Raw genomic sequence first — 24,002 nt, forward strand, 5'->3', positions numbered from 1 at the left:
ACGAACCTTTTAAATACACGGAAAAAAAGGGGTTATCCGTTACCACTGAGTTGTTTAAACATTACGTCGCCCAGCATGTAAATACGAGCCTCTTTAATCAGCCCATTTTCCAAGTCGTATGATATACAGAATGGTACACTCACCACTTTATTCGTAGCAGCCAAACCGGCAAACTCAGCGATATGCTTTCCTTTAAAATTCGCTTCCAATAACGCTTTATTTTCGGTAATAATCGAGCTGGTTATATCGGCTATAGCATCAAAAGCCACATGATAAATATAATGAAGCATCTCTGCAACTGCCTCACGGCCTTCCGTGCGTTCACCGGTTCCCATATTTATAAATACGGCATCAGTTGCAATGTACTTAACATCATGTGTTTTAAAATAAGATTCCATGTTTTGCTGAACTTCGGTCAGCGGCATTTTTTCAATAATTACCTGCGACATAATTTTTGATTTTAAGTTAAACAATCAAATTCCGGATGTGGATGGAGGGCTTAGTTACATGGGGGAAGAAAATAACAGGTTACTAAAGTAAAAAAAATATTTAAAGTTTGAAATGTTTTGTATGGTAAAAATTATGATAAACAGAAACAGGATTGGTCAGAAAAAAATACTCCCCGATCCATAATTCAGAGACTTTCAAACTAATTTTAAACAAAATATTTGAGAGCTAATGCAAATTATTGTAAATGATAATCCTTCTGAATTGGGTAAAGCCGCCGGCAGCATGGCCGCACAAATAATACGGACTGCGGTTAATAATAATGGTGAAGCTGTTATCATATTGGCTACCGGCACAAGCCAGTTTGAAACATTACTGCAACTTACAAACGAAGATATTGATTGGAGTAAAGTAACCATGTTTCACCTTGATGAATATATCGCTTTACCAAAAGCGTCACCTGCAAGTTTCAGGAGATACCTCGATGAAAGGTTCATTCAAAAAGTGCGTCCTTTAAAAGAGATACATTTAATACACGGCGAAACTAATTCAGTGGAAGAGTGCATGCGATTAAATAATATTATCAGGTTAACACCTGTAGATTTGGCCCTTGTAGGGATCGGCGAAAACGGTCATCTTGGGTTCAACGATCCACCTGCCAATTTTGAAACTGAAGAACCTTTTATAATTGTTGAGCTTGATGAAAAATGCCGACAACAACAGTTGGGCGAAGGCTGGTTTAAAACGATCGGCGATGTGCCTCGCACGGCGATCACCATGTCAGTTAAGCAAATCATGAAATCAGCTGCAATCATTTGTTCAGTGCCTGAAAGCAGGAAAGCTATTGCTGTAAGAGATTGTTTTGATAATCCTGTTTCCAATTTGTTTCCGGCAGGTATTTTGCAACTTCACACAAACTGCGTTTGTTTTCTTGACAGAGATTCATCAGCTTTACTCAACGATGATAACATTTAATAATAAATGTGGCGGTTTACGTAATTCCGCTTAAGTCCAACAACAAATCCGAATTTGATGGATACAAAGAACTCTTTTATTAAAATACACAATGGACGGATAATTACTCCTTTCAGGGGCATATCCAATGGTTCGGTAATTATTAAAGATGGTATTATTGCCGAAGTCTCGGAGCATGATCCCGACGTGCCCGGAGCAGTGACGATTGATGCGGGCGGAAGATTTATTTCTCCCGGCTTTATTGATATCCATGTTCATGGCGGAGGCGGTCACGATTTTATGGATAATACCGTGGAAGCATTTCTTGCAATTGCTCAAACCCATGCCAGGTTTGGGACTACGGCATTATTTCCCACTACACTTACCGGCAGCACTGAAGATATCGTTAAAACATTGGAGACTTACGATGAAGCCTACCTGAAGAATAAATCCGGTGCGCAGTTCATGGGTGTGCATCTCGAAGGCCCCTATTTAGCCATGAGCCAGCGTGGCGCCCAGGATCCCCGGTACATCCGTGATCCCGATCCTGAGGAATATGAGTATATCCTATCCAAATCCGATGCGATCAAACGATGGAGCGCAGCTCCTGAATTAAAAGGAGCAATTCCATTTGGAAGATATGTAAAGTCTAAAGGCATATTGGTTGCTCTTGCCCATACTGACGCCATTTATGAAGAAGTGATGGAGGCTTACGAGAACGGCTACACGCTGGCGACGCATTTATATTCAGCTATGTCAGGTGTCACACGCAGGAACGCCCGCCGTTATGCGGGAGTAGTTGAAAGCGCATTCCTTATTGATGAAATGGATGTTGAAGTTATTGCAGACGGTGTTCACCTTTCTGCCCCATTATTACAATTAGTTTGTAAGATAAAAGGCTTCGACAAAATTGCGCTCATCACAGACGCCATTCGTGCCGCGGCAATGCCGTCCGGGAAAAGCGTGATTGGTAATATTCATACCGGGCTCAAAGTAATTGTTGAAGATGGTGTTTCAAAATTACCCGATAGGAGTTCCTTTGCCGGAAGTGTTGCAACGGCGGATCGTTTGGTAAGGACTATGATTCAAATGGCCGGCATTTCATTACCCGATGCAGTACGAATGATAACACACACTCCGGCATCTATCATGAATATTGCAGATAGGAAGGGTTCTTTGACTCTGGGTAAAGACGCGGATATTGTAATCTTCGATGAAGATATTACTGTACATACTACGATGGTAAAGGGAAAAGTAATTTATCAAAAAGATGTCGGGCTATAAAAACATTTAGGACCATCAACCGCTATTTCAATTTTTGATCAAAAAAATCAATGGTACGTTTCCAGGCAAGTTCTGCAGCATCTTTGTCGTAACGCGGCGTGGTATTATTATGAAAGCCATGGTTTACGTCGGGGTATATATAAGCCGTGTATGCTTTTCCGTTAGCTTTTAAAGCAGCTTCGTATGCGGGCCATCCTCCGGTTATATGGGTATCGAGTGCCGCATAATGCAGCAGCAGGGGAGCTTTTATTTTGGGAACATCTTCTGCGGGAGGCTGGGCTCCATAAAACGGAACAGCGGCTGAAAGATCCGGAATGCGAACGGCCATCATATTTGCAATGCCTCCGCCAAAACAAAATCCTACCACACCTACTTTACCATTACAGTCCTTATGACTTTTGAGGTAGTAATAAGCGGCTATAAAATCTTCCAGCATTTTATTTTTATCAAGTTTGCTTTGCATTTCACGCCCCGCATCATCATTGCCCGGATAACTGCCCAGGGGCGTGAGGGCATCCGGTGCAATAGTGATAAATCCTGCCAGCGCAGCTCTTCTTGCCACATCTTCAATGTAGGGGTTCAGACCGCGGTTTTCATGGACCACTACAATGCCCCCCAGCTTTCCTTTTGCATCCGATGGCATTGATAATAGCGCTTTGATATCACCGTCACCTTTCGGAGAATCGTAATGTATATATCCTGATTTAAGGCCCGGGTCATCTGCTTTCACCTCAGCAGTGCTTTGATAGTTCGGCATAAGAATACTCATGAGAGAAGCTACCGTAATGCCACCCACGGCATAGGCAGATAGCTTTTGCACAAACTCACGCCTGTTAACACGATTGTGTGCATAGTCGTCATAAAGATCAAACACTTCCTGTTTGATGTCTTCTTTTCTTATTATGTTCATGCTGATAAAAATTGTGTTCTATAAAGTTAAGAAATTAAGGTGCAAGGCGAAGGGCCGTTTATCGTGACTAGTTAAATGAATTCCGCGATTTTGTTTTACTCAATTTTGAAGCGTCCAACAAAGCAGTATTTCATTTTTCTACCGACCTTCGTTTATAAATACAAAATAATGAGTGGTATAAAAGTAATCATCACCGGCGCCACGGGCATGGTTGGCGAAGGCGTATTATTTGAGTGTTTGCAAAACCCAACCGTTAGTGAAGTACTCATCATTAACCGCAGGCATTACGAAATGCAGCATCCCAAACTAAAAGAACTGATTGTTCCCGATTTCTTTCAAATCAACCAACTAGCGTATAACCTTGTACGTTATGACGGCTGTTTTTTCTGTGCAGGTATCAGTTCTGTTGGTATGAACGAAGATAAGTACACCCGCATTACCTATGATACAACCTTATCTTTCGCAAAGGCGCTACTCGCGGTAAACAAGGATATTGTTTTCACTTATGTATCCGGCGCCCAGACAGACAGCAGTGAAAAGGGCAGGATGATGTGGGCACGTGTAAAGGGCAAAACGGAAAACGATTTGGCGCAGCTGGGTTTTAAAGGCGAATACAATTTCCGGCCGGGTGTGATGCAGCCTTTCCCGGCTCAGAAAAACTGGAAGCCACTTTTTAAATTTATAGTGAAGGTCATCAAAGCCGTTTCGCCCAGGAGTGTGCTAACCATGCACGAAGTGGGGCAGGCAATGATAAACGCGGTAACGGTGGGCTATTCGAAAAATATATTGGAAGTAAAAGATATCAGGCGGTTGGCACAGGTATAAGATGTTCACCCGAGTCTTTTCTGCCAACAACTCTATTGCTTAACAGTAGGATTTTTCTCTACCACTTTTTCACCTTCGGCTTTTCCTTCTTTCCAGCCTTCGGCCCATACTTTATATCTCTCCGAGTTCCTTCTGTAAGGGTTTCGACGATGGTTAAAATAAGCACTAAATCCATCGGAAGAAATGGAATCCCTTGCTTCATTGGTTAGCGGAGTTTCAATAACCGGCTTGTGTACAACTAACGGGGCCGTACTGGAACTATCATGCGCGGGCGGTGTTTTCTCGACGGTTTTTATTATAGGTTTTTCCTGTGCGGGCTCGTGAGACACGTCGCGGCTGCTTATTTGTTTTTCTTTGTTTGTAGAGATAGAATCCTGTTGCGGTGGCTCCGTAATGGCGGTCGTTGTATTCATGCCCGATAAGCTATCTGCAGCCACCGGAGGTGATGCAGAAAGTTTGCCACTACCTGTTTGCGGATATAAAAAATAAACTGCCGGTATAAGGGCAATTAACAGTAAAAAAAAAGCATATTTATAAAATAAATTTTTCGGCCTGCTATTTTCATACGCTTCATGTTCTTGCGAAGACATTTTCTCGCTTAATTCTTTCCATTCTTTGTAAAGCATCGTGTGCAGCACCTGTTCTCTTTCTAATTCTTTTTTCAACTCCAGGTTTCTGGCCACCAGCTTATTAAACTCGTCCTGGTTGTCAAAATGTTGTTGTATATCCACTATTTATTTGGTTTTTAATTTCTTTTAAAAGAAGCAATAGTATCTTATTGCAATATTTATGCTCAAAAATAATTATGCGCCTTTTGTGAGATGGCGGACATACTTACATTAACGTTTTTTTGTATTTTTTCAGCAACACCGTAATGGTTGGTTCGCAGGTCCGGAATAGAAAACAAGTAAAGTTGATAACTCACATATCAAATCCATGCGTGGGTCATTATTTATTTTACCAAAGCTATTGCCATACCATCGTGTTCTTTGGCGCCGACTGTCTGAAAAATTGTGGCTGTTACATCACTGCATTGCGATAAAAATTGATTAAACCGTTTTACCCCGGTTACCATTTCATCAGGGCTTTCCTGAAGCAATACTTTCCCTTCTCTTATTACATTATCGGCTATGATGAGTGTTCCAGGCCTTGCCAACTTTAAGGCCCATTGAAAATATTCAGTATAAGGAGGTTTGTCTGCATCAATAAAAATCATATCAAAGGGGCCCGCACCTTCTTCCTTGAGTGATGGTAGTATATCAATGGCTTTGCCTAAACGTATTTCAATTTTTGAGGCGAGCCCACAACGGTTAAAATTTTGCCGGGCTACATCAGCATGATTTTTGTCAATTTCAAGTGTAATTAATTTTCCGTTTGCCGGTAGTGCTCTTGCCATCCAGATGGTGCTGTAACCACCAAGTGTTCCCATTTCCAAAATTTTTTTAGCATTGCAAAGTCTGGCGAGTATATGCAGGAATTTACCCTGGTTGGGTGAAACACTTATTTGAGGAATACCTGAGCGGATAATCGATTGTTCGGTCTCCTTAAGGCAGGCATCTTCATTATAAAACAGCCGGCCGATATATTGGTCCACTGATTCAAAAAGTTGTTGGTTCATACGATTTTTAAAGATTGTTTAATCAAAGTTAAATAGGAAGCGGTATTGCTTTGATAATTTTTACTTTTCCGAAAAACTTTGTTCACATTTCAAAAACCAATAAATTCTAATCTTTTCCTTTGAATTTATTGGTTTTTGAAATGTGAACTATGGTGGGGGTTACAAAATGTGATGAACTTTTGCCATTGTTACAAGCTCAACGATATTGTCGCAGCGCAACTTTTCGAATATCCTTGCTTTGTGAGTTCCTATAGTTGATGTATGGAGGTTCAACTTTTTGGATATTTCAGACACTGACTCTCCATGAACCAGATGTTGAACAATTTCAAATTCCCGGGGAGATAATTTATCAAACTGATTCTCGCGCTTGTTATGGTCAAGCACATCCATCAGTAGGTTTTCTCTTAGTTCCTGGCTCATATAACGGTTATTTTTTAAAGCCGTCTCAATTGCATTTTTTATTTCGTCCAGCGGTGCATCTTTACGTAAAAATCCCATTGCACCCATCTTAAGATATCTTTTTGCAAATATTTCTTCAGAATTCATGCTGAACATTAAAATCCTGGAAGCAGGCTTAATAGCGAGTATGTTACTTACCATACTATATGAATCAGTATTTGGCAGCGACACGTCCATTATTATAAGATCGTAGTCATTGTGTTTTATTTTTTCAAAAGCTGCATCACCATCGTTGGCGACATCCGTTTTGCAATGGGCTATAGAATTTTCTATAACTATTTTTAAGCTATCAGTTATTATGGGATGATCATCAACAAGTAAAATGTGCTGCATATAAAATTTGTTGATTATTTAGATAATGTAGGTAACGCCTGTGTTAACTTTTATTAATAAAATGGTTTCATCGTTTAACCCTCCCGTTAGCAAATAAAAAATATCAATTTTAATTTTTGGAAAAATAAAATTGATATTTTTAGTTAAAAACAAAAGGTGTTTTTCATTGGTATGTTTTTAACAAAAAGGTATGGTTTCCCAGGCAAGCTAAAAGGAGGCTTTTTAAAGGATTAGATAATTTTTAGTAAATAAGGTATTAATTTGCAAAAGCTTTTATAAATGTAATCTGTGAATAAATCAATAATATTATTTTATCTTTTTTTCCATTAATTTCTGCATATTTGATGCTTACAAAGTTATTGCTATGAAAGAAGGACACCAACTGCGAAAACACGCAGGATGTCAACTTGCTTTTCTAATTATAAACAATTTTTTTTAATGTCGGTTCCGGGAAATTATACGAAATCTTTTATTACTGATGTGCCCGCGGATTTAAAAAGCGAAAGGGCTGTTTACTTTAGGAAAATACTCACAAGGTTTCCTGAAGAGGCAATTTATATTTATTCTTTTAAAGAACAAAGAATGATATATGCGGATGGATGGGAGGAGATCCTTGGCTATAAAGATGATGAAATAAGTATGCTTACAATCGTCAGTATTACCTCGCCTGAATATGCCCCTTTCTCGAATGAACTCAATGATAAAGCACTCAAATTTATTTATGGGAGAACCGAAGAACTGGAAAAGTATAGCTTTACGATTGAATTAAAAAAAATCCATAAAAACGGAACTGCCGTTCCTTTAATTTCAAAAGTTGGGGTGTTCGATATTGAGAACGGAATGGTTACAGCAATAATAGGAAGATCGCAGATTAACAGGAGTATTAATTTGGGCAATGTGATGAGGTATGAGGCCTATGGCCCGGATAAATCTGAATTTGAGGAAGAACTAAATAAGCAGTTGTTTAACTATTATGCTATATCCCGCAAGGAAAAGGAAGCGTTGGAGATGGTTGCCAAAGGGTATTCTTTTAAAGAAATAGCCAACCACTTCAATGTTACACAATCAGCTATTGAAAAACGAATAATTCCTTTGTATAAACGATTTAACGTTAAAAGCCTTACCCACTTAATAAGTTTCGCTTATGAAAACCATATTTTAAAATAGCTGAAAAACTTTATTGCGTTTAAGGCTTAAGGCAGATGTACCGACAGAATATCTTTCTTATCAACACCTATATTTTCGAGCATCTCGTGCCATTTACCATACAAATCTTTGCCGGTATCGCTGCTGCCTAATACCCATATGGTATTTGTATTCTTAATAGCGTTCCTGTTTATTTCGTTTTGAGCCGAGTAGGTGTCAATTAACTTTAAAAAATGTTCAGGAGATATAAGGTCCTGCTTAATGGGATGCCCTGCATTAATATCATCGATAACCAATACTGAAGATGAGCGCCAGTTCCACAAGCCGGCAGGCCTTTCATCGGTATCAAAGAACATACTGAACAATTTCATGGCAGTTATATAATAACAGGGCTTGTGTTTTATCGAAAGTTCTGTGGCAATGCCAACACTTATACTTGTTTTGCCACTGTTCTTTGATCCGAAGATAAGTAAGTGCATTCCGTCGCGGTCATTATTTAAAAATCTGTTGATATTATGTATGGCATCTGGGCCAATCTGTTCAGCTTCCCATTGGCTTAGTCTGAACTGAAAAGGGTATTGGGGTATTTGCAAATACATTTTAGTTGGATACCAATAGTATACCGGGTAAATTAACAGGCCTGCCAAAATCAGTAATATGGTGACAGAAATTGTCGAATAATTACAGAGTGAACTTGCAAAGAAAGCACCGAACCAAAAAAAACCTATGTCGGTTATGGTATCAAATGCAACATTTCCCCATGCCGGCTGGAAGATATATTGCTGGGAAGGCTCAATAAAAGTATTTTTTTTTTAAGGGATTGCTTAATAACAATGGCCCTAAAAAATTAAAAGTTTCAAATACAAACCATGCAGCAGAAATATAAACCGCTGACCAAAACGAGGCACTGGCCTCTGTGAAATACCTTGAGAGAATGATGTACAGGATAAAAGTGGGAATAAATCCAAGAGAAATATGCCCGAATTGATTGGCCAGCCAGGTGTAGGTTAAAGTAACCCCCCGATAGGAGTCTTTTCCAATTAAATCAGCTTTCAGCTGATTGCGAATGTCTCTTCCGGTAATTGTCTTATTCATAATTTCTTTTTTAATACTAATATAAAAAAATGCCGTTGCATTAGGAACGCGTATGTGGTGGCTTTTGTGTGACAAACAATAATAACGCAAGTTTCTAAATATTTAATTAGAATAAACTGCGTTTTGTCGCAGGTTGGAGTTTATTATTGCGAGAATGCATAAAAACGGTACAATTTGTTGCGGGTAAATTCATAGAGGGTAAATAAAATTGTCCGCTTTATAAATACGAGTGTTCGTTTACGAACAGTTTAAATTAGAATTTCTTTTCTTAAATATTATGTATCAATGAACTATATCATTGGTATGATGGTTGAAAAAAAATTACCGTAGTAATTTCTGTCCCGGTTATTCTTAACGGCCCTAATTGACCTGCCATGTTAAAAGAATTTTTCAAAATTGCACATCAGCGACAAACTAAAGAAATTGGTGTGCGTAAAGTAGCTGGCTCCTCTGTAAAAAATATAGCCACATCAGTATCTAAAGGTTTCTTAAAGCTGGTGGTCATTTTTATGGTTATCGCTTCGCCGGTAGAATGGTATGCGACCGGGAAATGAAATCCAAAATTGCCAGGCCAGTGAAGAACATGAGAACAGAATAAATATGAATTTTACTAACATAAAGGCTTAGCCGAAAAAATTATGATTAAAAATTATTTTAAAATTGCCTGGCGCAATTTGATGAAACATAAAACTTTTTCAATCATCAACATTGCGGGCTTATCTATCGGGATAACTGTTTGTTTTATTATCATGCTGTTCGTTCAGGAAGAATTGAGCTATGACCGTTTTAATAAAAATGCTGATCGTATTGTGCGTGTGGTTTTCAAAGCAGATATTAATGGCGGAAAAATTTTTGAGGCTAATGTGATGCCGCCTGTTGCCGTGGCAATGAAAAATGATTATCCCGACGTGGAAGATGCCACGCGTCTGAATGTAGCAGGCGCACCAAAAATTACTTATAAAGACAAGAGTTTTAAGGATGATGAATTGGCTTTCGTTGACCCAAACTTTTTCAGCATATTCACTTTACCACTCATTGAAGGTGATGTAAAAAACGCATTGAAAGAACCAAATACGCTTGTTATCACAAAACCCTTTGCAAAAAAATATTTTGGTAATGAAGACCCGATTGACAAAATTTTGGTTTTCCCTGATAACAAAAATGCATCTTTCAAAGTAACGGGTGTAATTAATAAAGTGCCTGTCAATTCTCATTTTCACTTTGATTTGTTTGGCTCTATAGCTGGCCTCGACCAGGCGAAGTCAGACTCATGGATGGGCTCTAATTTTTTTACTTATATATTGCTTAGGCCAGGCTATAATTATAAAAACTTAGAAGCAAAGCTGCCCGGTATGGTTGAGAAATACATGGGTCCGCAGATACAGCAAAACATGGGTATTAGCCTATCCCAGTTTCGTACCAAAGGCAATGAACTGGGTTTTGCCTTACAGCCTTTAACATCTATACATTTACATTCTCATTCTAACTATGAACTAGATGCAGGTGGCAATGCTATGTATGTTTATATTTTTGGCGCTATTGCAATTTTTATGTTGCTGATCGCCTGTATCAATTTTATAAACCTTTCAACGGCAGGCGCATCAAGACGTGCAAAAGAGGTTGGTGTTCGTAAAGTAATCGGCTCCGGGAAATTTCAACTCATTAAACAGTTTCTAACAGAGTCTGCATTGCTGGTATTTATTGCTTTGCTTATCGCAATGGTATTGATACAACTTGCTTTGCCTTTGTTCAATAATATCTCTGGTAAAAATTTAAGCTTTGGTTTTAATATAAAAATAATTGCAGCGTTTATTACACTTGGGATATTAGTCACCATTATTGCTGGCGTATATCCTGCATTTTTTCTGTCTTCTTTTAAACCCATAATGGTATTAAAAGGAAAGTTCATCAGCAACAACAAAAGCTTTGGTTTGCGCAGCAGCCTTGTTGTTTTTCAATTTTTTATTTCTGTGGGATTAATCATAAGCACTATTGTGGTATGGCAACAAATGGAATATATACAGAATAAACAATTGGGTTATGATAAAGAACAATTACTTACCCTGCCCAACTCTTATGCATTAGGGAAAAATGAAAAGGTTTACAAAGAAGAACTATTGAGAGATCCGCGGGTATTAAATGCAACTGTTTCATCTTATAAACCAGCCGGACCAAGCAGTGGCGGCAATGCTTTGGCTTACCCCGAAGGGCATGACAACCAGATCATGAAAACGATGGAGTATCATGTGGATGAACAGTACATTCCAACGCTGGGTATGCATTTGGCAATCGGCAGAAATTTCTCTAAAGATTTTGCAACAGATTCAACAGGGATGATTATTAACGAAACAGCCGCCAAAGCATTTGGATGGGGGACAAGGGATGCAGTTGGCAAGATCATCATACGTCAAAATAGTGACAGGGGGCGGGATGTTCCTTTTCATGTTATTGGCGTTGTAAAAGATTTTAATTTCAAATCCTTGCATGAACCCATTACACCTTTGTTGATGACACTGGAACCTGATTGGGGTTTGATATTCAAAGTAAAAACAGCAGATATAAGCGGCCTGCTTTCCACCATGAAAAAACAATGGGATAAGTTCAATACCGATGAGCCTTTTACTTACACTTTCATGGACGATCTGTATAACAAAACCTATGCAGCAGAACAAAAAACAGGAACTATCCTGAACATATTTGCTGTGCTTACCATACTTGTTGCATGCCTGGGATTATTTGGTTTAGCAACTTACACTGCAGAGCGTCGTACTAAAGAAATAGGTATCCGAAAAGTGCTTGGAGCCAGTGTAACCCAGGTTACGCAGATGCTCTCAAAAGAATTTGTAAAGCTTGTATTCATTGCATGCGTTATTGCATTTCCATTATCATATTGGGCAATGAATAAATGGCTGCAAAGTTTTGCGTATAGAATAAATATAAGCTGGTGGATATTTTTAATTGCTGCTATAGTTGCCATTTTGATAGCATTACTAACGGTTGGTTTCCAGGCAATAAAAGCAGCGGTTGCAAACCCGGTGAAAAGTTTAAGAACTGAATAGGGTGCCATACTAACATAAACGATTAACCGTAATTAAATTGAATTTTATGATTAAAAACTATTTCAAAGTCGCATGGCGAAATATAATGCGTCATAAGGTTTACTCAGCCATAAATATTCTCGGATTATCTATAGGCATTGCAACCTGTTTAATCATTTTACAATATGTTTCGTTTCAACTGAGTTATGAAAATTTCCAGGTGAATAAAAATCAGGTCTATCGCGTGCAACAGGACCGGTATGACAATGGAAAGTTGAGTACACAATGGGCGGCGGGCGCTTTTGGCGTGGGTAACGCTTTTAAAGATGCCATACCAGAAGTGGAAGACTATGTGAAGCTTGTTCAAAACGGAAAAGTTACAACCGATGTTCAGCATCAACCTTTAAAAATAGAAAAAGTGTTTTTTGCGAGCGCTTCTTTCTTTAAAATATTTACATACCCTTTAATAGCCGGCGATAAGAATACGGCCTTGAAAGAACCTTTTGATGCAGCCGTTTCGGAGACTACAGCAAAAAAAGTCTTTGGAACCACGAATGTTATCGGCAAACAATTAGAATTGAACCGGAACAGCAATTATGTTATAACGGCTGTATATAAAGATGCGCCCGGGAATACGCAGATCAAACCCGATGTCCTTCTTTCATATGCAACGTTTGTAAAATGGAATACTGATTCAAGCGGCAAAGGCCCTGAAACAGCATGGGAATGGGATGGTTGCTTAACTTATTTGCAATTGAGAAAGGGCGCTGATCCTGCTGCCGTTGAAAAAAAATTTCCTCCCATTGTTGATAAATTTGTTGGCGCTGATATGAAGAAGTATAATTCGGCTGTCACTTACCATCTTCAGCCTTTAAACGATATTCATCTTTATTCGCACTATATGATGGAACCGGGTGAAACCAGTGATGGCAAAACAGTTTACCTGTTGTTGGGAATCGCATTTTTTATTGTGGTAATTGCGTGGGTAAATTATATCAATCTCGCTACTGCAAGAGCGATAACCCGTGCAAAGGAAGTTGGCGTGCGTAAAGCAATCGGCTCACAACGAAGACAACTGGTTCTTCAGTTTCTTACTGAATCAGCGTTAATAAATGGTGCCGCATTAGCCATTGCCTTATTAATTGTGCTGCTTGCCATTCCTGGTTTTAATAAATTATCGGGGCAGGAATTATCACTTTCATTATTTATGACAGGTAATTTCTGGATCGATCTATCGGCCTTATTTTTTGTTGGTATATTTTTCTCAGGCCTTTATCCCGCATTCGTGTTATCAGGGTTTAAACCCATAGAAGTACTAAAAGGAAAGATGAGTGGCACCAGGCAGAGCGCCTGGTTACGAAAGTCGCTGGTTGTGTTTCAATTTGCAGCCTCATTATTTTTATTAATTGGAACTGTTATCGTTTACAAGCAGATACAATTTATGAGGAAACAATCCCTGGGCGTGAACATCGACCAAACGCTGGTTATATCACCACCAACCGTCGGAACAGATTCCACTTTTCTTCAAAAGAAGACTGCGTTTAAAGACGCGTTAAGACAGCAAACTTCGGTAAAAGATATTGCGGTTTCGACAAATGTACCGGGGGAAGCAGTTGGCTGGAACGCCGGTGGAATAAAACTTGTAGGCCAGGACGAGTCGAAACAAAAACAATACCGTGTAATTGGGATTGATTATGATTACATGCAAACTTACGGCCTGAAACTAATTGCCGGGCGCACGTTTTCAAAAGATTTTGGTTCTGATGACAGTGCAATAATGTTTACGAGGAAGGCGGTAGACCTGTTAGGTTTCGATAACCTGGAAGATGCGCTGAATAAACGAATTGACTTTTGGGGAAGGAGATATACTATCATTGGGGTAACGGAAAATTTTCACCAACAGTCTTTGCACGAAAATTATGATGCACTTATTTTTCGTTTAATCCCGGATGTTAACGGCCCGGTATCTATTAAAACAGATGCCGCTAAAGCGAAGACCGTAATAAACGTGGCAAGGGCAGAATGGAATAAATTTTTTCCCGGCAATACGTTTGAATATTTCTTTCTCGATGATCATTTCAACGATCAATACAAAGCTGACCAACGCTTTGGGCAGGTATTTACGTTATTTACATTCCTTGCAATTCTGATAGCCTGCCTTGGATTATTTGGGCTTGCTTCATTCACAACGCTTCAACGTACAAAAGAAATTGGTATCCGAAAAGTGTTGGGCGCCTCTGTAGGGACCATCCTTAATTTATTGTACCGAGAATTTATTTACTTATTAATTGTTGCTTTTTTGATAGCGACACCGTTAGCCTGGCTGATGACTTCTGACTGGTTGCAGGGTTATGCTTTTCGCATTGATCTGCGCTGGACCTACTTTATATTTCCTTTTGCACTGATTGTTGGGATAGCGTTTATCGCGGTTGGTTTTCAATCTGTAAAAGCAGCAGTTGCTAATCCTGTTAAGAGTTTAAGAACGGAATAAGGCCATTGTAACTATGACTAACATATAGGACTAAACGAAAATATATGCTCAGAAATTATCTTAAAATTGCCTGGCGGAATATTACCAAAAACAAATTTTATGCATCGGTAAATATTATCGGATTATCTACGGGTATTGCATTCACTTTATTAATTGGCGCTTATGTGTGGAGCGAATTACAGGTAAATAAAAATTTAAAAAACGCGAATCAACAATATATTATTCAGAGCAAATGGAAAGATCCAAACCAGGGACTCGAACTTACCACCATGGGGCCGCTGGCAAAGGCTTTAAGAGAGCAATATCCTGATCTTGTAGCAAATTATTATCGCTGGGATGGTATTACTTCCAATGTTTCCAAAGGTGATAAAAGTTTTAGGGAAGGGTTGCAAATATGCGACAGCACTATGTTCAACATGTATGGATTTACGTTACTTTATGGAAATCCAAAGACCGCGTTTGATGGCCCGTTCTCTCTTGTGATTACCAGTGAAAAAGCAAAAAAATATTTTGGTAAAACAGATGTAGTTGGTCAAACACTTACTATTGAAAGTTTTTCAGGATCAAAACATGATTTTATTATAACCGGTGTTTTGAAAAGTCCTTCAAAGAATTCTGTCACCTATCTTAATGATGATAACAATAACCAGTTTTATATATCATCAAATAACATAAGTTATTTTGGCAGAAATATGGATTGGCCCAATCAATATATTGTTAGTTATGTTGAATTGCAAAAAGGAGTAAAGCCGAAAGACCTTGAAAAACCAATCGAGTATTTGATGAAACAAAATGCGCCGCCGCAAATTGCAGCCGGTATGACACCTTACCTGGTTCCGTTAAAAGATTATTATCTCTCGGCAAATAACGGCCTTGTCAAAAAGATGTTGTATGCCTTATCGGCCATTGCAATCTTTATTTTAATAATGGCTATAATCAATTTTATTAACATGTCTGTCAGCAGGTCTGCCGCACGGATGAGGGAGATTGGAATACGAAAAGTGCTTGGCGGGTTGAAGAAACAATTGATTATGCAGTTTCTTGTTGAATCAATCATCCTCGTATTTTTTGCAACGGTCTTCGCGATTTTCGTGTATGCGTTATCGAAAGACATGTTCAGCAATATTCTTGGAAAACAAATTCCTTCCCTGGGCGATTTCCCACTATACTTTATTGTGTATCCCCTCATACTTATTTTGATCATTGGTTTTACGGCCGGTATTTATCCTGCGTTTGTGCTATCATCTTTAAAATCGGTTGAGTCATTAAAAGGAAAGCTTTCTTCCACAAAAGAAAATGTTTTGCTTCGAAAATCGTTGGTGGCATTTCAGTTTGGTACCGCTACGATTGCTCTTATTGGGGCAATAATTATTTCTTCGCAAATCCATCTTTTCTTTAGTAAAGACATTGGGTTCAATAAGGATTATATTGTATCTGCGCAGCTTCCCCGCGACTGGACGCCGCAAGGTGTTACAAAGACAGAGGAAGTGCGTAAGCAATTTGCTGCAATGCCACAGGTAGTAAATGCAACCCTTTCTTACACAGTGCCCGACGGCAACAGTTCCGGCAGCGCTTCTTTATATAGAGCAGGCGCTGATTCAACAACAGCAGTTGCTTCCGAACAAATAGTTGCTGATGAATATTATGCATCCACGTTTAGCATTCCTATGGCTGCGGGAAAATTTTTTGGTGCACCTGGTGCAGTCACCGATCCTTTTGCAATTGTAATAAACCAGGCGCAGGCTAAAGCATTCGGATGGAACAATGCGACCGACGCAATAGGTAAACAACTAAAATTCCAGGGGGGAGGAGGGCAAGTATTTACGATAGTGGGTGTTACGAAAGATTTTCATTTTGGCTCTATGCAAAAACCGATTCAGCCGATCACTTTCCTGCACGTTACACTGGCAAATATTTACAGGCTTTTTTCATTTAAAATAACACCCGGAAATATCAGTAACTCAATTAATGCATTGCAAAAAAAATGGTCAGCGTTGATGCCGGGTGTTCCATTTGAATATACGTTTATGGATGATGCGTTAGCCAAACTCTACAAGTCAGAAATACAATTAAAGAAAGCTTCGTATACCGCAACATTCTTAGCATTAGTTATAGTATTGCTTGGCGTACTGGGCCTTATTTCATTGAGCGTTCAAAAACGTACTAAAGAAATTGGTATCAGGAAAGTATTGGGGTCTTCCGTGTCGGGAATCATGTTGTTATTCCTGAAAGAATTTTTGCTGATTATTGCTATTGCCGGCGCGGTGGCTTGCCCGTTAGCTTATATAATTATGAATAAGTGGCTGCAGGAATATGCTTACAGGGTAAATATTTCAGCATCACCTTTTGTTATTTCGATATCAATATTAGGCTGTATAACGGCATTATTAATCGGTATTCAAACTATTAAAGCTGCACTGGCAAACCCTGTTAAGAGTTTGCGAACGGAATGATTGTAGTTCAGCTGGTTAGTTTTTTTAAAGGGGCTGGCTTTCTGTGTACCATGTATTTCTTTGTTATACATTGAAATTCAAAATTATGTTGCCGTTGGTCGGAGTCCAGAAGGCGGCTCTCACGGTTGGCGCCTTGGCTCGCAATGAATGGAACACCCACATTGGCTGAAATCCTGAAGTGTTCCTAATCATATTAACAGCAAATATATACCAGCCAATTATCAGGAAATCTTTGGAAGATTTTTTGGGTAAAAAAATGAAGGGACTTACTTTATTTGTTGCAGCACTGATGGAACAAGCAGATCAACCCATTTTTTATATTGAATGCCGGATGGATGTAACCCATCTTTGGCAATTAGTGAAGCATCATTTTTTGCATTCCGGGAAATCGGGGTAATATCAATATAGTTTACGCCTGCATTTAGTGAGATGGTTTTATTAGCGGCATTAAATTCATCAATCTCTTTTGCAATCTGCATCGTATCTCTTCCATCGGCGAAGGGCGTAACGCTGTAATCGGGAATGGAAAGTACAAACACGTGGTGTTTATTATTTCCTGCATAAGCAACAGACCTGTTTAATAATTCGGTAAACTGGGTTTTATATTCATCAAGCGTTCTTCCCTGGTATTGGTTATTTACACCAATAAGAAGTGTTACAAATGAATAATTGTTTTTAGGAGGATTGTTATTTAATGCATTTAAAAGGTCACCGGTTGTCCAGCCGGTAACAGCAATAATATCCGCATCTTTTATAGAAATATTTTTTGCTCTTAAATATATTACGGTCTGTACAGGGAACCTTTCATAGTCGGGAACAGACTGGCCTATTGTATAAGAATCGCCCAGGGCAAGATATGTTTTTGTAGAAGTATCTTTTGAAATATCAGAAGTATCAACCGGAGGCATATTTATAAATGTGCTGTCATTTTTTTTGATGCACGATATTAATGATAAGAAAATAATTGGCAAATAAATTATCCTTTTCATGGTTGTAACTAATATAAAGATTATTTACGATAAAAAGGTTTAAAAAGATGTAGTATAGTTATTGGCTACGTTTTAGAAAACGTTATTTTCACCGATGTAGGTGTTCCATTTTCAACTCTAATACATTTTAAGACCAGGAAATCTAAAGGTCTGGTCTCACGGTTGGCGGCCTTGGCTCGTAATGAATGGAACACCCATTGGCTGAAGCTACAAAACCTGGGCCTACGTTACTTATTGTAGTTGGATGAAGTGAAGCAAATTTGCGCAAATGATGCGAAAAATTTTTTTAAATGTAAAGATGTTGGATATTCGTGCAAGTATGATGTAATAAACAAAGTATCTTCAAAACACAATTATTGATGAAAAAAATAACCCTCTTGTTGTTAGTAGCAGCATTAGCCTTCAACCCGGTTCATGCGCAGAAAAATATATTCAACGAAACGCCCAAACAAAAAGCAGAACGGCTGAAATGGTGGACAGATGCACGCTTCGGCATGTTCATTCACTGGGGCACTTATTCTTTAGCCGCCCGCCACGAATGGGTAAAGCATAATGAAAGAATGACCGATTCAGCATATCAAAAATATTTTGACAACTTCAACCCGGATGAATTTGAGCCAAAAAAATGGGCGAAAGAAGCCAAAGCTGCGGGAATGAAATATGCGGTGCTCACCACCAAACACCATGAGGGCTTTTGCCTGTTCGATTCGAAATACACTGATTATAAAGCCACCAACACGCAGGCACATCGTGACCTTGTAAAAGAATTTGTAGAAGCGTTTCGCAGTGAAGGTATTAAGGTAGGTTTTTATTATTCCCTGCTCGACTGGCATTACCCCGATTATACTATTGATGATGCGCATCCGCAGCGGGCACCGGATAATTATACCGAGGAACAAAAAGCCGCTTATTATGCAAAAGTGAACAAAGGCCGTGACATGAATAAATACCGGCAATATTTGAAAAATCAAATCACTGAATTACTTACCAACTACGGAAAGATAGATATTTTGTGGCTCGACTGGACATGGGACAAAGGTGCTAAATATGGCAAACATCCGCAGGATTGGGATGCTGTAAACCTGGTAAAACTGGTGAGGAAACTGCAGCCGGGAATTATTGTGAACAACAGGCTTGGCCTGGACCAGGATGGTTATTCCGATGGAGGCGATTTTGTAACGCCCGAGCAGGTAAAGCCGGCACAGCTTCTTAAGTACAAAGGGAAATATTGGGAAACCTGCCAGACATTTTCAGGTTCGTGGGGCTATTACCGTGATGAGACTACCTGGAAGAATCAGCGGCAGTTGCTCGACTTATTGATCACTTCTGCCGCCAATGGCGGTAACCTCATCCTGAATGTAGGACCCACAGGCCGGGGCGAATTTGATTACCGTGCTACAAAAGCGCTGGATAGTCTTGCTTACTGGATGCATGAGAACAATCTATCCATTTACAATTGTACGTATCCTCCCGATGAATACAATATACCCGACTCCATGAATGACAGGTTAACCTACAACCCGGTTACAAAAAAATTGTACCTGCATCTTTTTAATTATCCTGCAGACGGGCAATTGACGCTTCCCGGTTACAATGGAAAAATTAAGTATGCCCAATTTCTGAACGACGATTCCGAAGTGCCTTTCACCGTTGCAGAAAATGGATCTGATTTGATTTTGAAACTGCCCAAAAATGCTCCGCCTTACGTTGTGCCTGTAATTGAAATGGTGGCTAAATAAAATGGTTTGGTAAGGCAACAAGGCGAGATCAATTTGTGAGAATGACAGACAGGAAATCTGTTCGCTGTCCCTCACACGCTGAGTCCCTTGCAGGAGACTCGGGTCGGACCTAAGTTTTTACAGCAAGATTTTTCAATTTTGTCAAATCGTTATATGTCGCTTTTCTATAAGTAATGTCCATATGTTCTTGTCAATTGTTGAGTGTCGGATGCTTGCCACCAACGTTCGAGTATTTGCGAAGGCAGGGAATTTATTGCTTGTCCAGCCCGGTACAAATACCCAATTGAAAATATGTTGTTGAAGTTAAGAACTAAAGCTGAAAATTGAATGGCGAGCCCGAACTGCTGCTGATGCTTGCACAAAGCTGGTGTTACAATGTCCAGCCCTGCTTTTGCAAATACTTATGTTAGCAACAGCCAGCTCATGTCGATGCAGGATCAATGAGATCACCCGGAATGGAAATTACATTTGTGTCTAGCACAATAACTATCAACATATTTGCTGCGTCACTTAACACTTCTAATAACAAAGGCCAACTGGCAAATTCTATAGGCTGTCCATAATTGAAGTCATAAGATTTACCTTTAAAAGTCCTAGAAATGCTGTTGCCAGATTTATGAAAGTAAATCCCGTTATTGTGAATTGTATTTCTTAGGGCGCTAAAAAAATCAAGTAGCTCAATAAAATCTATTCTAATAGCCGTTAGTCGATTTCTTATGAGATCATCATAGATTCTTTTAAATTCTACTGCAGCTCCAAAATGTGCGGAAGGGTCTATTCCTCGCATTATACAACGTAAAGTACTTTCAATAGCAGAAAACGAAAAGTGAAATAAGCCAAGCTTTATAAAATTTTGAAACTCCATTCTTAGGAGCGTTTCGTCACTGTCATTAAAAGAAGTATTTTCTATCCACCATTGGTGATGTAGTAAGTTTTTCGCCCAAAATGCACACCCTAAATTAGAACTGTTTATAACATTTATTAATTTGGACAAACCAGTTATTCGACAATCTATCTTGTCGTTTAGTAGAGGGAACTTTTCAACTATGACAGCTTTATTGTCATAGATCCTATCTCTTATTTCTGTTAACCTGTTTACAAGTTCTACGATATTAATCTGTTTAGTAGTCAGATGTATTAATTCTGTTTCGGAGTTCATGAAGATTTATGGTTGTTGCTAACGGTAGGTATTGCCGATGGCAGGTTATTCAATGAACTTCCAGCCCGGAGCTACCGATGATTATATAATTTACAGATGAAGTTACTTACAAAAGTTGACAAGATTTCGGTTAGCCCGAACCTAGGATGACCAAAGAGCTAAAGCTGATGAAATGCACGTCAGAACTGCTATTGGCAATACCAATGTTAGCTGAAGATTCATTGAACGTCTTTTGGTTTTCCATATTTGTGTTTAAGAAGTTCATCTATTTTATCAATTAAGGATTTCAGTTTAGTCTGCCTGTTATAATTATAATATATATTCTTTTTTCCATTGTCAAACCTTATAAAATTTAAGTCATAATCACTAACTCGCTTAAATACTTTGTCGCCATTGATTATAAATGTCATTTCATAATAGCAAGTATGATCAATTGTGGAAGATATTTCAGTAACAACATTCCCTTTCTTTGATTGAATGTAAGTTGGTGGTTTGATTTGCTCTTTATCAATTTGATTTTTATGAGTCAGATAAAATGTCAAAGGATCTATTGAGTCAAGTGGTAGGGATTTGTAAAACCCGCAACCGTCAAATTTTTTCAAAAAGGTTTTTTCTCCTTCTATCCAAAATAAATATTCTGCGTCGTAATAATTACAAGTGTCCAGGCGCATGCCGCCGATACAGGTCAAAGAATAATTTAAAAAAGTATCAACCGCTTCATTATGATTTAAGCTGTCAATCATTTGTTTTAAAGCTTGTTCTGATTCCTTATTAGTTTGCGCAGAGATAATTTTGGAATAAAACACCAACAATAGAAATGCAAGTTTTGGCATTATGTTTTATTGGTAAGATGAATCTTTATAGGGTTTCCATAATTTTCAGCTAACGTGTGTATTTCAGCTAAAATACGCTACTTATTTTAGAAAACAATTTTTCTTATCTCTTCTTTTTGAAGCATTTATAAAAAAATACGCGGTTCATCATCAGTAGCGCAAATACAACTTACATTAACTTTAAATTATCCAGCGGGCTAATAATTTTAATTAAATCTTTATTACTGGTATGCAGGTAACGTAAAGTAGTTTTCAGGTCGTTGTGGCCCAATAGTTTTTGTATCATTGTTACATCAGTACCTCTCTCTATAAGGTGCGTAGCAAAACTATGGCGCAAACTATGTATGCTCCCCGGCTTCATTATTCCCGCTTTTATTTTAGCGGCTTGCAGCACTTCCTGCAGGCTTCTTGTGCTGTAAGGCATGCCTGCTGCGCTGCCTTCAAACAGGTAGCCGTTTTTAGCGGGTTTGTAATCTGATGCGTATTCTCTTAACATTATTAGTAATACAGGGCTAAGCGTAACAATCCGGTCTCCCTTCTCAGCAACGTCTCCCCTTAGGGGACGTTGCGTGTGTAAACTTTCTTTTTCTAAATACTTATTTTTCTTCTATATCATCAACAATATAAACTCCCTGTTCCCCGGTTAGATAATATTTACAGGAACTGTGAATATAATCAACAGGGCTTTGACATAAACCCCAATTCCCTTTACATGGATTGTCATGCATGTAATTCAATTTCTGTTTTATAAATTCTATGCTATCGCAAATCTTCCAATCGAACGATAACTCCCAAACATCATGTTTTTTATTATTTTTTTTCCTGGTACGCTCCACCTCATTTGAGAGCGTTGACAGCAAATCGTTTTCCCCTTTATCTTTCAACCGCTTTATTAGTTCGTAAGCCATAAACCTTTTGCCATTTCCTACAATGGTATTAATCGTTTGTTCCGTTGCGGCAAAGTTGATCAATGCGTGTACATGGTTCGGCATAATTACAAAACCATTTATCCCATGACCTTTGGCTTTTAAATAATCAAACCATTTATATACCACATCATAACTACCTGCTTTCTCAATTAAGGGCAACCACTTATAACAAGTAAATGTTATAAAGAAAATACCACTTGCGTATGGAATTGTTTGCTGAACCGGCATTTTCAAAAATAGAACAAATCGTTGTACACGCAACGTCCCCTAAGGGGAGACGTTGCTGAGAAGGAAATAAATAGTTTGTCCTTCGGATAAGTACTCTTAAAAATAGTTCCTTCAAACTTACTTGATTTAACTCCAATTTTATCTGCATCAGATGTTTGAAAAGTTTTTACCGTTGTGCTGCAACTTGATAAAAATGTCAGAAATATTATTGATGTTAGAAACTTCGTCATATTGCCTACAACGTTTGTATTTCAGCTAAAATACCCCAACCTTGGTTCGTGTCCGCACGAACCAATTCTCAGAAAAATACAAAAGATAATTTACTGCCTTAATTTTCAAAACTCTTCTCTCAAATCTTTTAGAAAAGTAAAATTTTTTACGCCCATTTCATAATATTTTGCGGACGAAAACAAATAATCACACGGTTCTTTTGCCAACTGCCAGTATTCAGTACACGGATTATAATGCGTGTAATCTAATTTTTGATAAGCTATTTCTTTGCTAAACAAATTAACTGCTAACGAATCTCTTTTCCAAAATTCATAGCCCTTATTGTGTGCATTTACGGCATAAGAAGCAAGGCTTTTATCCATATCTGTCTTCAATATTTTTTTAAACTCGTGAGCAGTATATTTTAAGAAAGATCCCTGGGATGTTTCCTTGCCATTCATCTTATTTATTCTCCATATTAAATGAATATGATTAGGCATAATTACAAAACCAAAAACATCTATTTTTCCCGAATCACTTAAATAAGTTAGTGAATTAATAATAACATTCTTATAATTATCTTTTAATAATAAATGCTGCCAATTATTTATTGTCGCTGTCCAGAAAAATATTTCTCCCATCTCGATGTAACTCTTTCGCTTTTTAGCTGATAGGTCTGTATTCACCAGGTTTGTATTAATGGTCTATAAAATTAATTACTAATTTTTATCGCCCGGAAGATTTCGGTTCGTGCGGACACGAACCGCGGAGCAGAGTCTTTAATTTGTCTTGTCCTAAAATAGGTTTACACAAATTAAGTGTAAAATGTATAATTCAAATGAGTTTGTAAGACGGACTTTTT

The 24,002-nt window shown here is 38.4% G+C and carries 22 protein-coding genes; 9 read left to right on the top strand and 13 right to left on the bottom strand.

Annotated elements, in window-relative coordinates:
- Nucleotides 1-32 precede the first annotated feature (32 nt).
- Nucleotides 33-449, bottom strand: a complete 417-nt coding sequence (locus FW778_RS21465; RefSeq protein WP_150416946.1) for an ester cyclase — start codon at nt 447-449, stop codon at nt 33-35.
- Between the two features lie 229 nt (nt 450-678).
- Between FW778_RS21465 and FW778_RS21470 the strand changes: the two genes are divergently transcribed.
- Nucleotides 679-1,422 (top strand): glucosamine-6-phosphate deaminase, encoded by a 744-nt coding sequence (locus tag FW778_RS21470; RefSeq protein WP_150416947.1) that lies wholly within the window; start codon nt 679-681, stop codon nt 1,420-1,422.
- A gap of 57 nt (nt 1,423-1,479) precedes the next feature.
- Entirely contained in the window at nt 1,480-2,685 is a 1,206-nt protein-coding gene (gene nagA / locus FW778_RS21475) for an N-acetylglucosamine-6-phosphate deacetylase (protein ID WP_150416948.1), read from the top strand.
- 22 nt (nt 2,686-2,707) lie between these two features.
- Here the strand turns inward: nagA and FW778_RS21480 are convergent, their stop codons facing one another.
- Nucleotides 2,708-3,595 (bottom strand): dienelactone hydrolase family protein, encoded by an 888-nt coding sequence (locus tag FW778_RS21480; RefSeq protein WP_150416949.1) that lies wholly within the window; start codon nt 3,593-3,595, stop codon nt 2,708-2,710.
- Between the two features lie 168 nt (nt 3,596-3,763).
- On the opposite strand from FW778_RS21480, the gene FW778_RS21485 reads away from it, so the two are divergent.
- Complete coding sequence (locus FW778_RS21485) at nt 3,764-4,420, top strand: NAD-dependent epimerase/dehydratase family protein (RefSeq protein ID WP_150416950.1); 657 nt, start codon at nt 3,764-3,766, stop codon at nt 4,418-4,420.
- A 32-nt stretch (nt 4,421-4,452) separates the two neighbouring features.
- Here the strand turns inward: FW778_RS21485 and FW778_RS21490 are convergent, their stop codons facing one another.
- The 3 genes from FW778_RS21490 to FW778_RS21500 all read right to left on the bottom strand — a co-directional run bounded on the left by FW778_RS21490 (nt 4,453) and on the right by FW778_RS21500 (nt 6,830).
- Entirely contained in the window at nt 4,453-5,151 is a 699-nt protein-coding gene (locus tag FW778_RS21490; protein ID WP_150416951.1) for a hypothetical protein, read from the bottom strand.
- Between the two features lie 221 nt (nt 5,152-5,372).
- Nucleotides 5,373-6,038: an O-methyltransferase gene (locus FW778_RS21495; RefSeq protein WP_150416952.1), complete on the bottom strand. Its 666-nt coding sequence runs from the start codon at nt 6,036-6,038 to the stop codon at nt 5,373-5,375.
- A 159-nt stretch (nt 6,039-6,197) separates the two neighbouring features.
- Nucleotides 6,198-6,830 (bottom strand): response regulator, encoded by a 633-nt coding sequence (locus FW778_RS21500; protein ID WP_150416953.1) that lies wholly within the window; start codon nt 6,828-6,830, stop codon nt 6,198-6,200.
- A 399-nt stretch (nt 6,831-7,229) separates the two neighbouring features.
- Here FW778_RS21500 and FW778_RS21505 point away from each other — a divergent pair, with 399 nt between their 5' ends.
- Nucleotides 7,230-7,997, top strand: a complete 768-nt coding sequence (locus FW778_RS21505; protein ID WP_235906531.1) for a LuxR C-terminal-related transcriptional regulator — start codon at nt 7,230-7,232, stop codon at nt 7,995-7,997.
- Nucleotides 7,998-8,023: 26 nt separating this feature from the next.
- On the opposite strand, the gene FW778_RS23330 is transcribed toward FW778_RS21505, so the two are convergent.
- Complete coding sequence (locus FW778_RS23330) at nt 8,024-8,623, bottom strand: P-loop NTPase family protein (protein WP_235906533.1); 600 nt, start codon at nt 8,621-8,623, stop codon at nt 8,024-8,026.
- A 145-nt stretch (nt 8,624-8,768) separates the two neighbouring features.
- Nucleotides 8,769-9,071, bottom strand: coding sequence for a hypothetical protein (locus FW778_RS23335; RefSeq protein ID WP_202552422.1), 303 nt, complete (start codon nt 9,069-9,071; stop codon nt 8,769-8,771).
- Between the two features lie 374 nt (nt 9,072-9,445).
- On the opposite strand from FW778_RS23335, the gene FW778_RS21515 reads away from it, so the two are divergent.
- From FW778_RS21515 to FW778_RS21530, 4 genes are all read left to right on the top strand, one after another.
- Nucleotides 9,446-9,625 (top strand): hypothetical protein, encoded by a 180-nt coding sequence (locus FW778_RS21515; RefSeq protein ID WP_150416954.1) that lies wholly within the window; start codon nt 9,446-9,448, stop codon nt 9,623-9,625.
- An 84-nt stretch (nt 9,626-9,709) separates the two neighbouring features.
- Nucleotides 9,710-12,130: an ABC transporter permease gene (locus FW778_RS21520; protein WP_150416955.1), complete on the top strand. Its 2,421-nt coding sequence runs from the start codon at nt 9,710-9,712 to the stop codon at nt 12,128-12,130.
- A gap of 46 nt (nt 12,131-12,176) precedes the next feature.
- A complete protein-coding gene (locus FW778_RS21525) occupies nt 12,177-14,600 on the top strand; it encodes an ABC transporter permease (RefSeq protein ID WP_150416956.1) in 2,424 nt (807 codons plus the stop codon).
- Nucleotides 14,601-14,644: 44 nt separating this feature from the next.
- The gene (locus FW778_RS21530; RefSeq protein WP_150416957.1) at nt 14,645-17,053 is read left to right on the top strand and encodes an ABC transporter permease; all 2,409 of its coding nucleotides are present in this window, start codon (nt 14,645-14,647) and stop codon (nt 17,051-17,053) included.
- A gap of 266 nt (nt 17,054-17,319) precedes the next feature.
- Here the strand turns inward: FW778_RS21530 and FW778_RS21535 are convergent, their stop codons facing one another.
- Nucleotides 17,320-18,042 carry an SGNH/GDSL hydrolase family protein gene (locus FW778_RS21535; protein ID WP_150416958.1) on the bottom strand — a complete coding sequence of 241 codons (723 nt, stop codon included), beginning with the start codon at nt 18,040-18,042 and terminating at the stop codon, nt 17,320-17,322.
- Between the two features lie 359 nt (nt 18,043-18,401).
- Between FW778_RS21535 and FW778_RS21540 the strand changes: the two genes are divergently transcribed.
- Nucleotides 18,402-19,781: an alpha-L-fucosidase gene (locus tag FW778_RS21540; protein WP_150416959.1), complete on the top strand. Its 1,380-nt coding sequence runs from the start codon at nt 18,402-18,404 to the stop codon at nt 19,779-19,781.
- A gap of 421 nt (nt 19,782-20,202) precedes the next feature.
- Here FW778_RS21540 and FW778_RS21545 read toward each other — a convergent pair whose 3' ends face one another.
- The 5 genes from FW778_RS21545 to FW778_RS21565 all read right to left on the bottom strand — a co-directional run bounded on the left by FW778_RS21545 (nt 20,203) and on the right by FW778_RS21565 (nt 23,826).
- Entirely contained in the window at nt 20,203-20,940 is a 738-nt protein-coding gene (locus FW778_RS21545; RefSeq protein ID WP_150416960.1) for a hypothetical protein, read from the bottom strand.
- Between the two features lie 218 nt (nt 20,941-21,158).
- Nucleotides 21,159-21,773, bottom strand: coding sequence for a hypothetical protein (locus tag FW778_RS21550; protein ID WP_150416961.1), 615 nt, complete (start codon nt 21,771-21,773; stop codon nt 21,159-21,161).
- 169 nt (nt 21,774-21,942) lie between these two features.
- A complete protein-coding gene (locus tag FW778_RS21555) occupies nt 21,943-22,299 on the bottom strand; it encodes a tyrosine-type recombinase/integrase (protein WP_262714424.1) in 357 nt (118 codons plus the stop codon).
- A gap of 70 nt (nt 22,300-22,369) precedes the next feature.
- Entirely contained in the window at nt 22,370-22,930 is a 561-nt protein-coding gene (locus FW778_RS21560; RefSeq protein WP_150416963.1) for a transposase, read from the bottom strand.
- A gap of 335 nt (nt 22,931-23,265) precedes the next feature.
- Nucleotides 23,266-23,826, bottom strand: coding sequence for a transposase (locus tag FW778_RS21565; protein ID WP_202552423.1), 561 nt, complete (start codon nt 23,824-23,826; stop codon nt 23,266-23,268).
- Nucleotides 23,827-24,002 lie beyond the last annotated feature (176 nt).

The sequence above is a fragment of the Ginsengibacter hankyongi genome (assembly GCF_008710285.1).
Taxonomy (GTDB): Bacteria; Bacteroidota; Bacteroidia; order Chitinophagales; family Chitinophagaceae; genus Ginsengibacter; species Ginsengibacter hankyongi.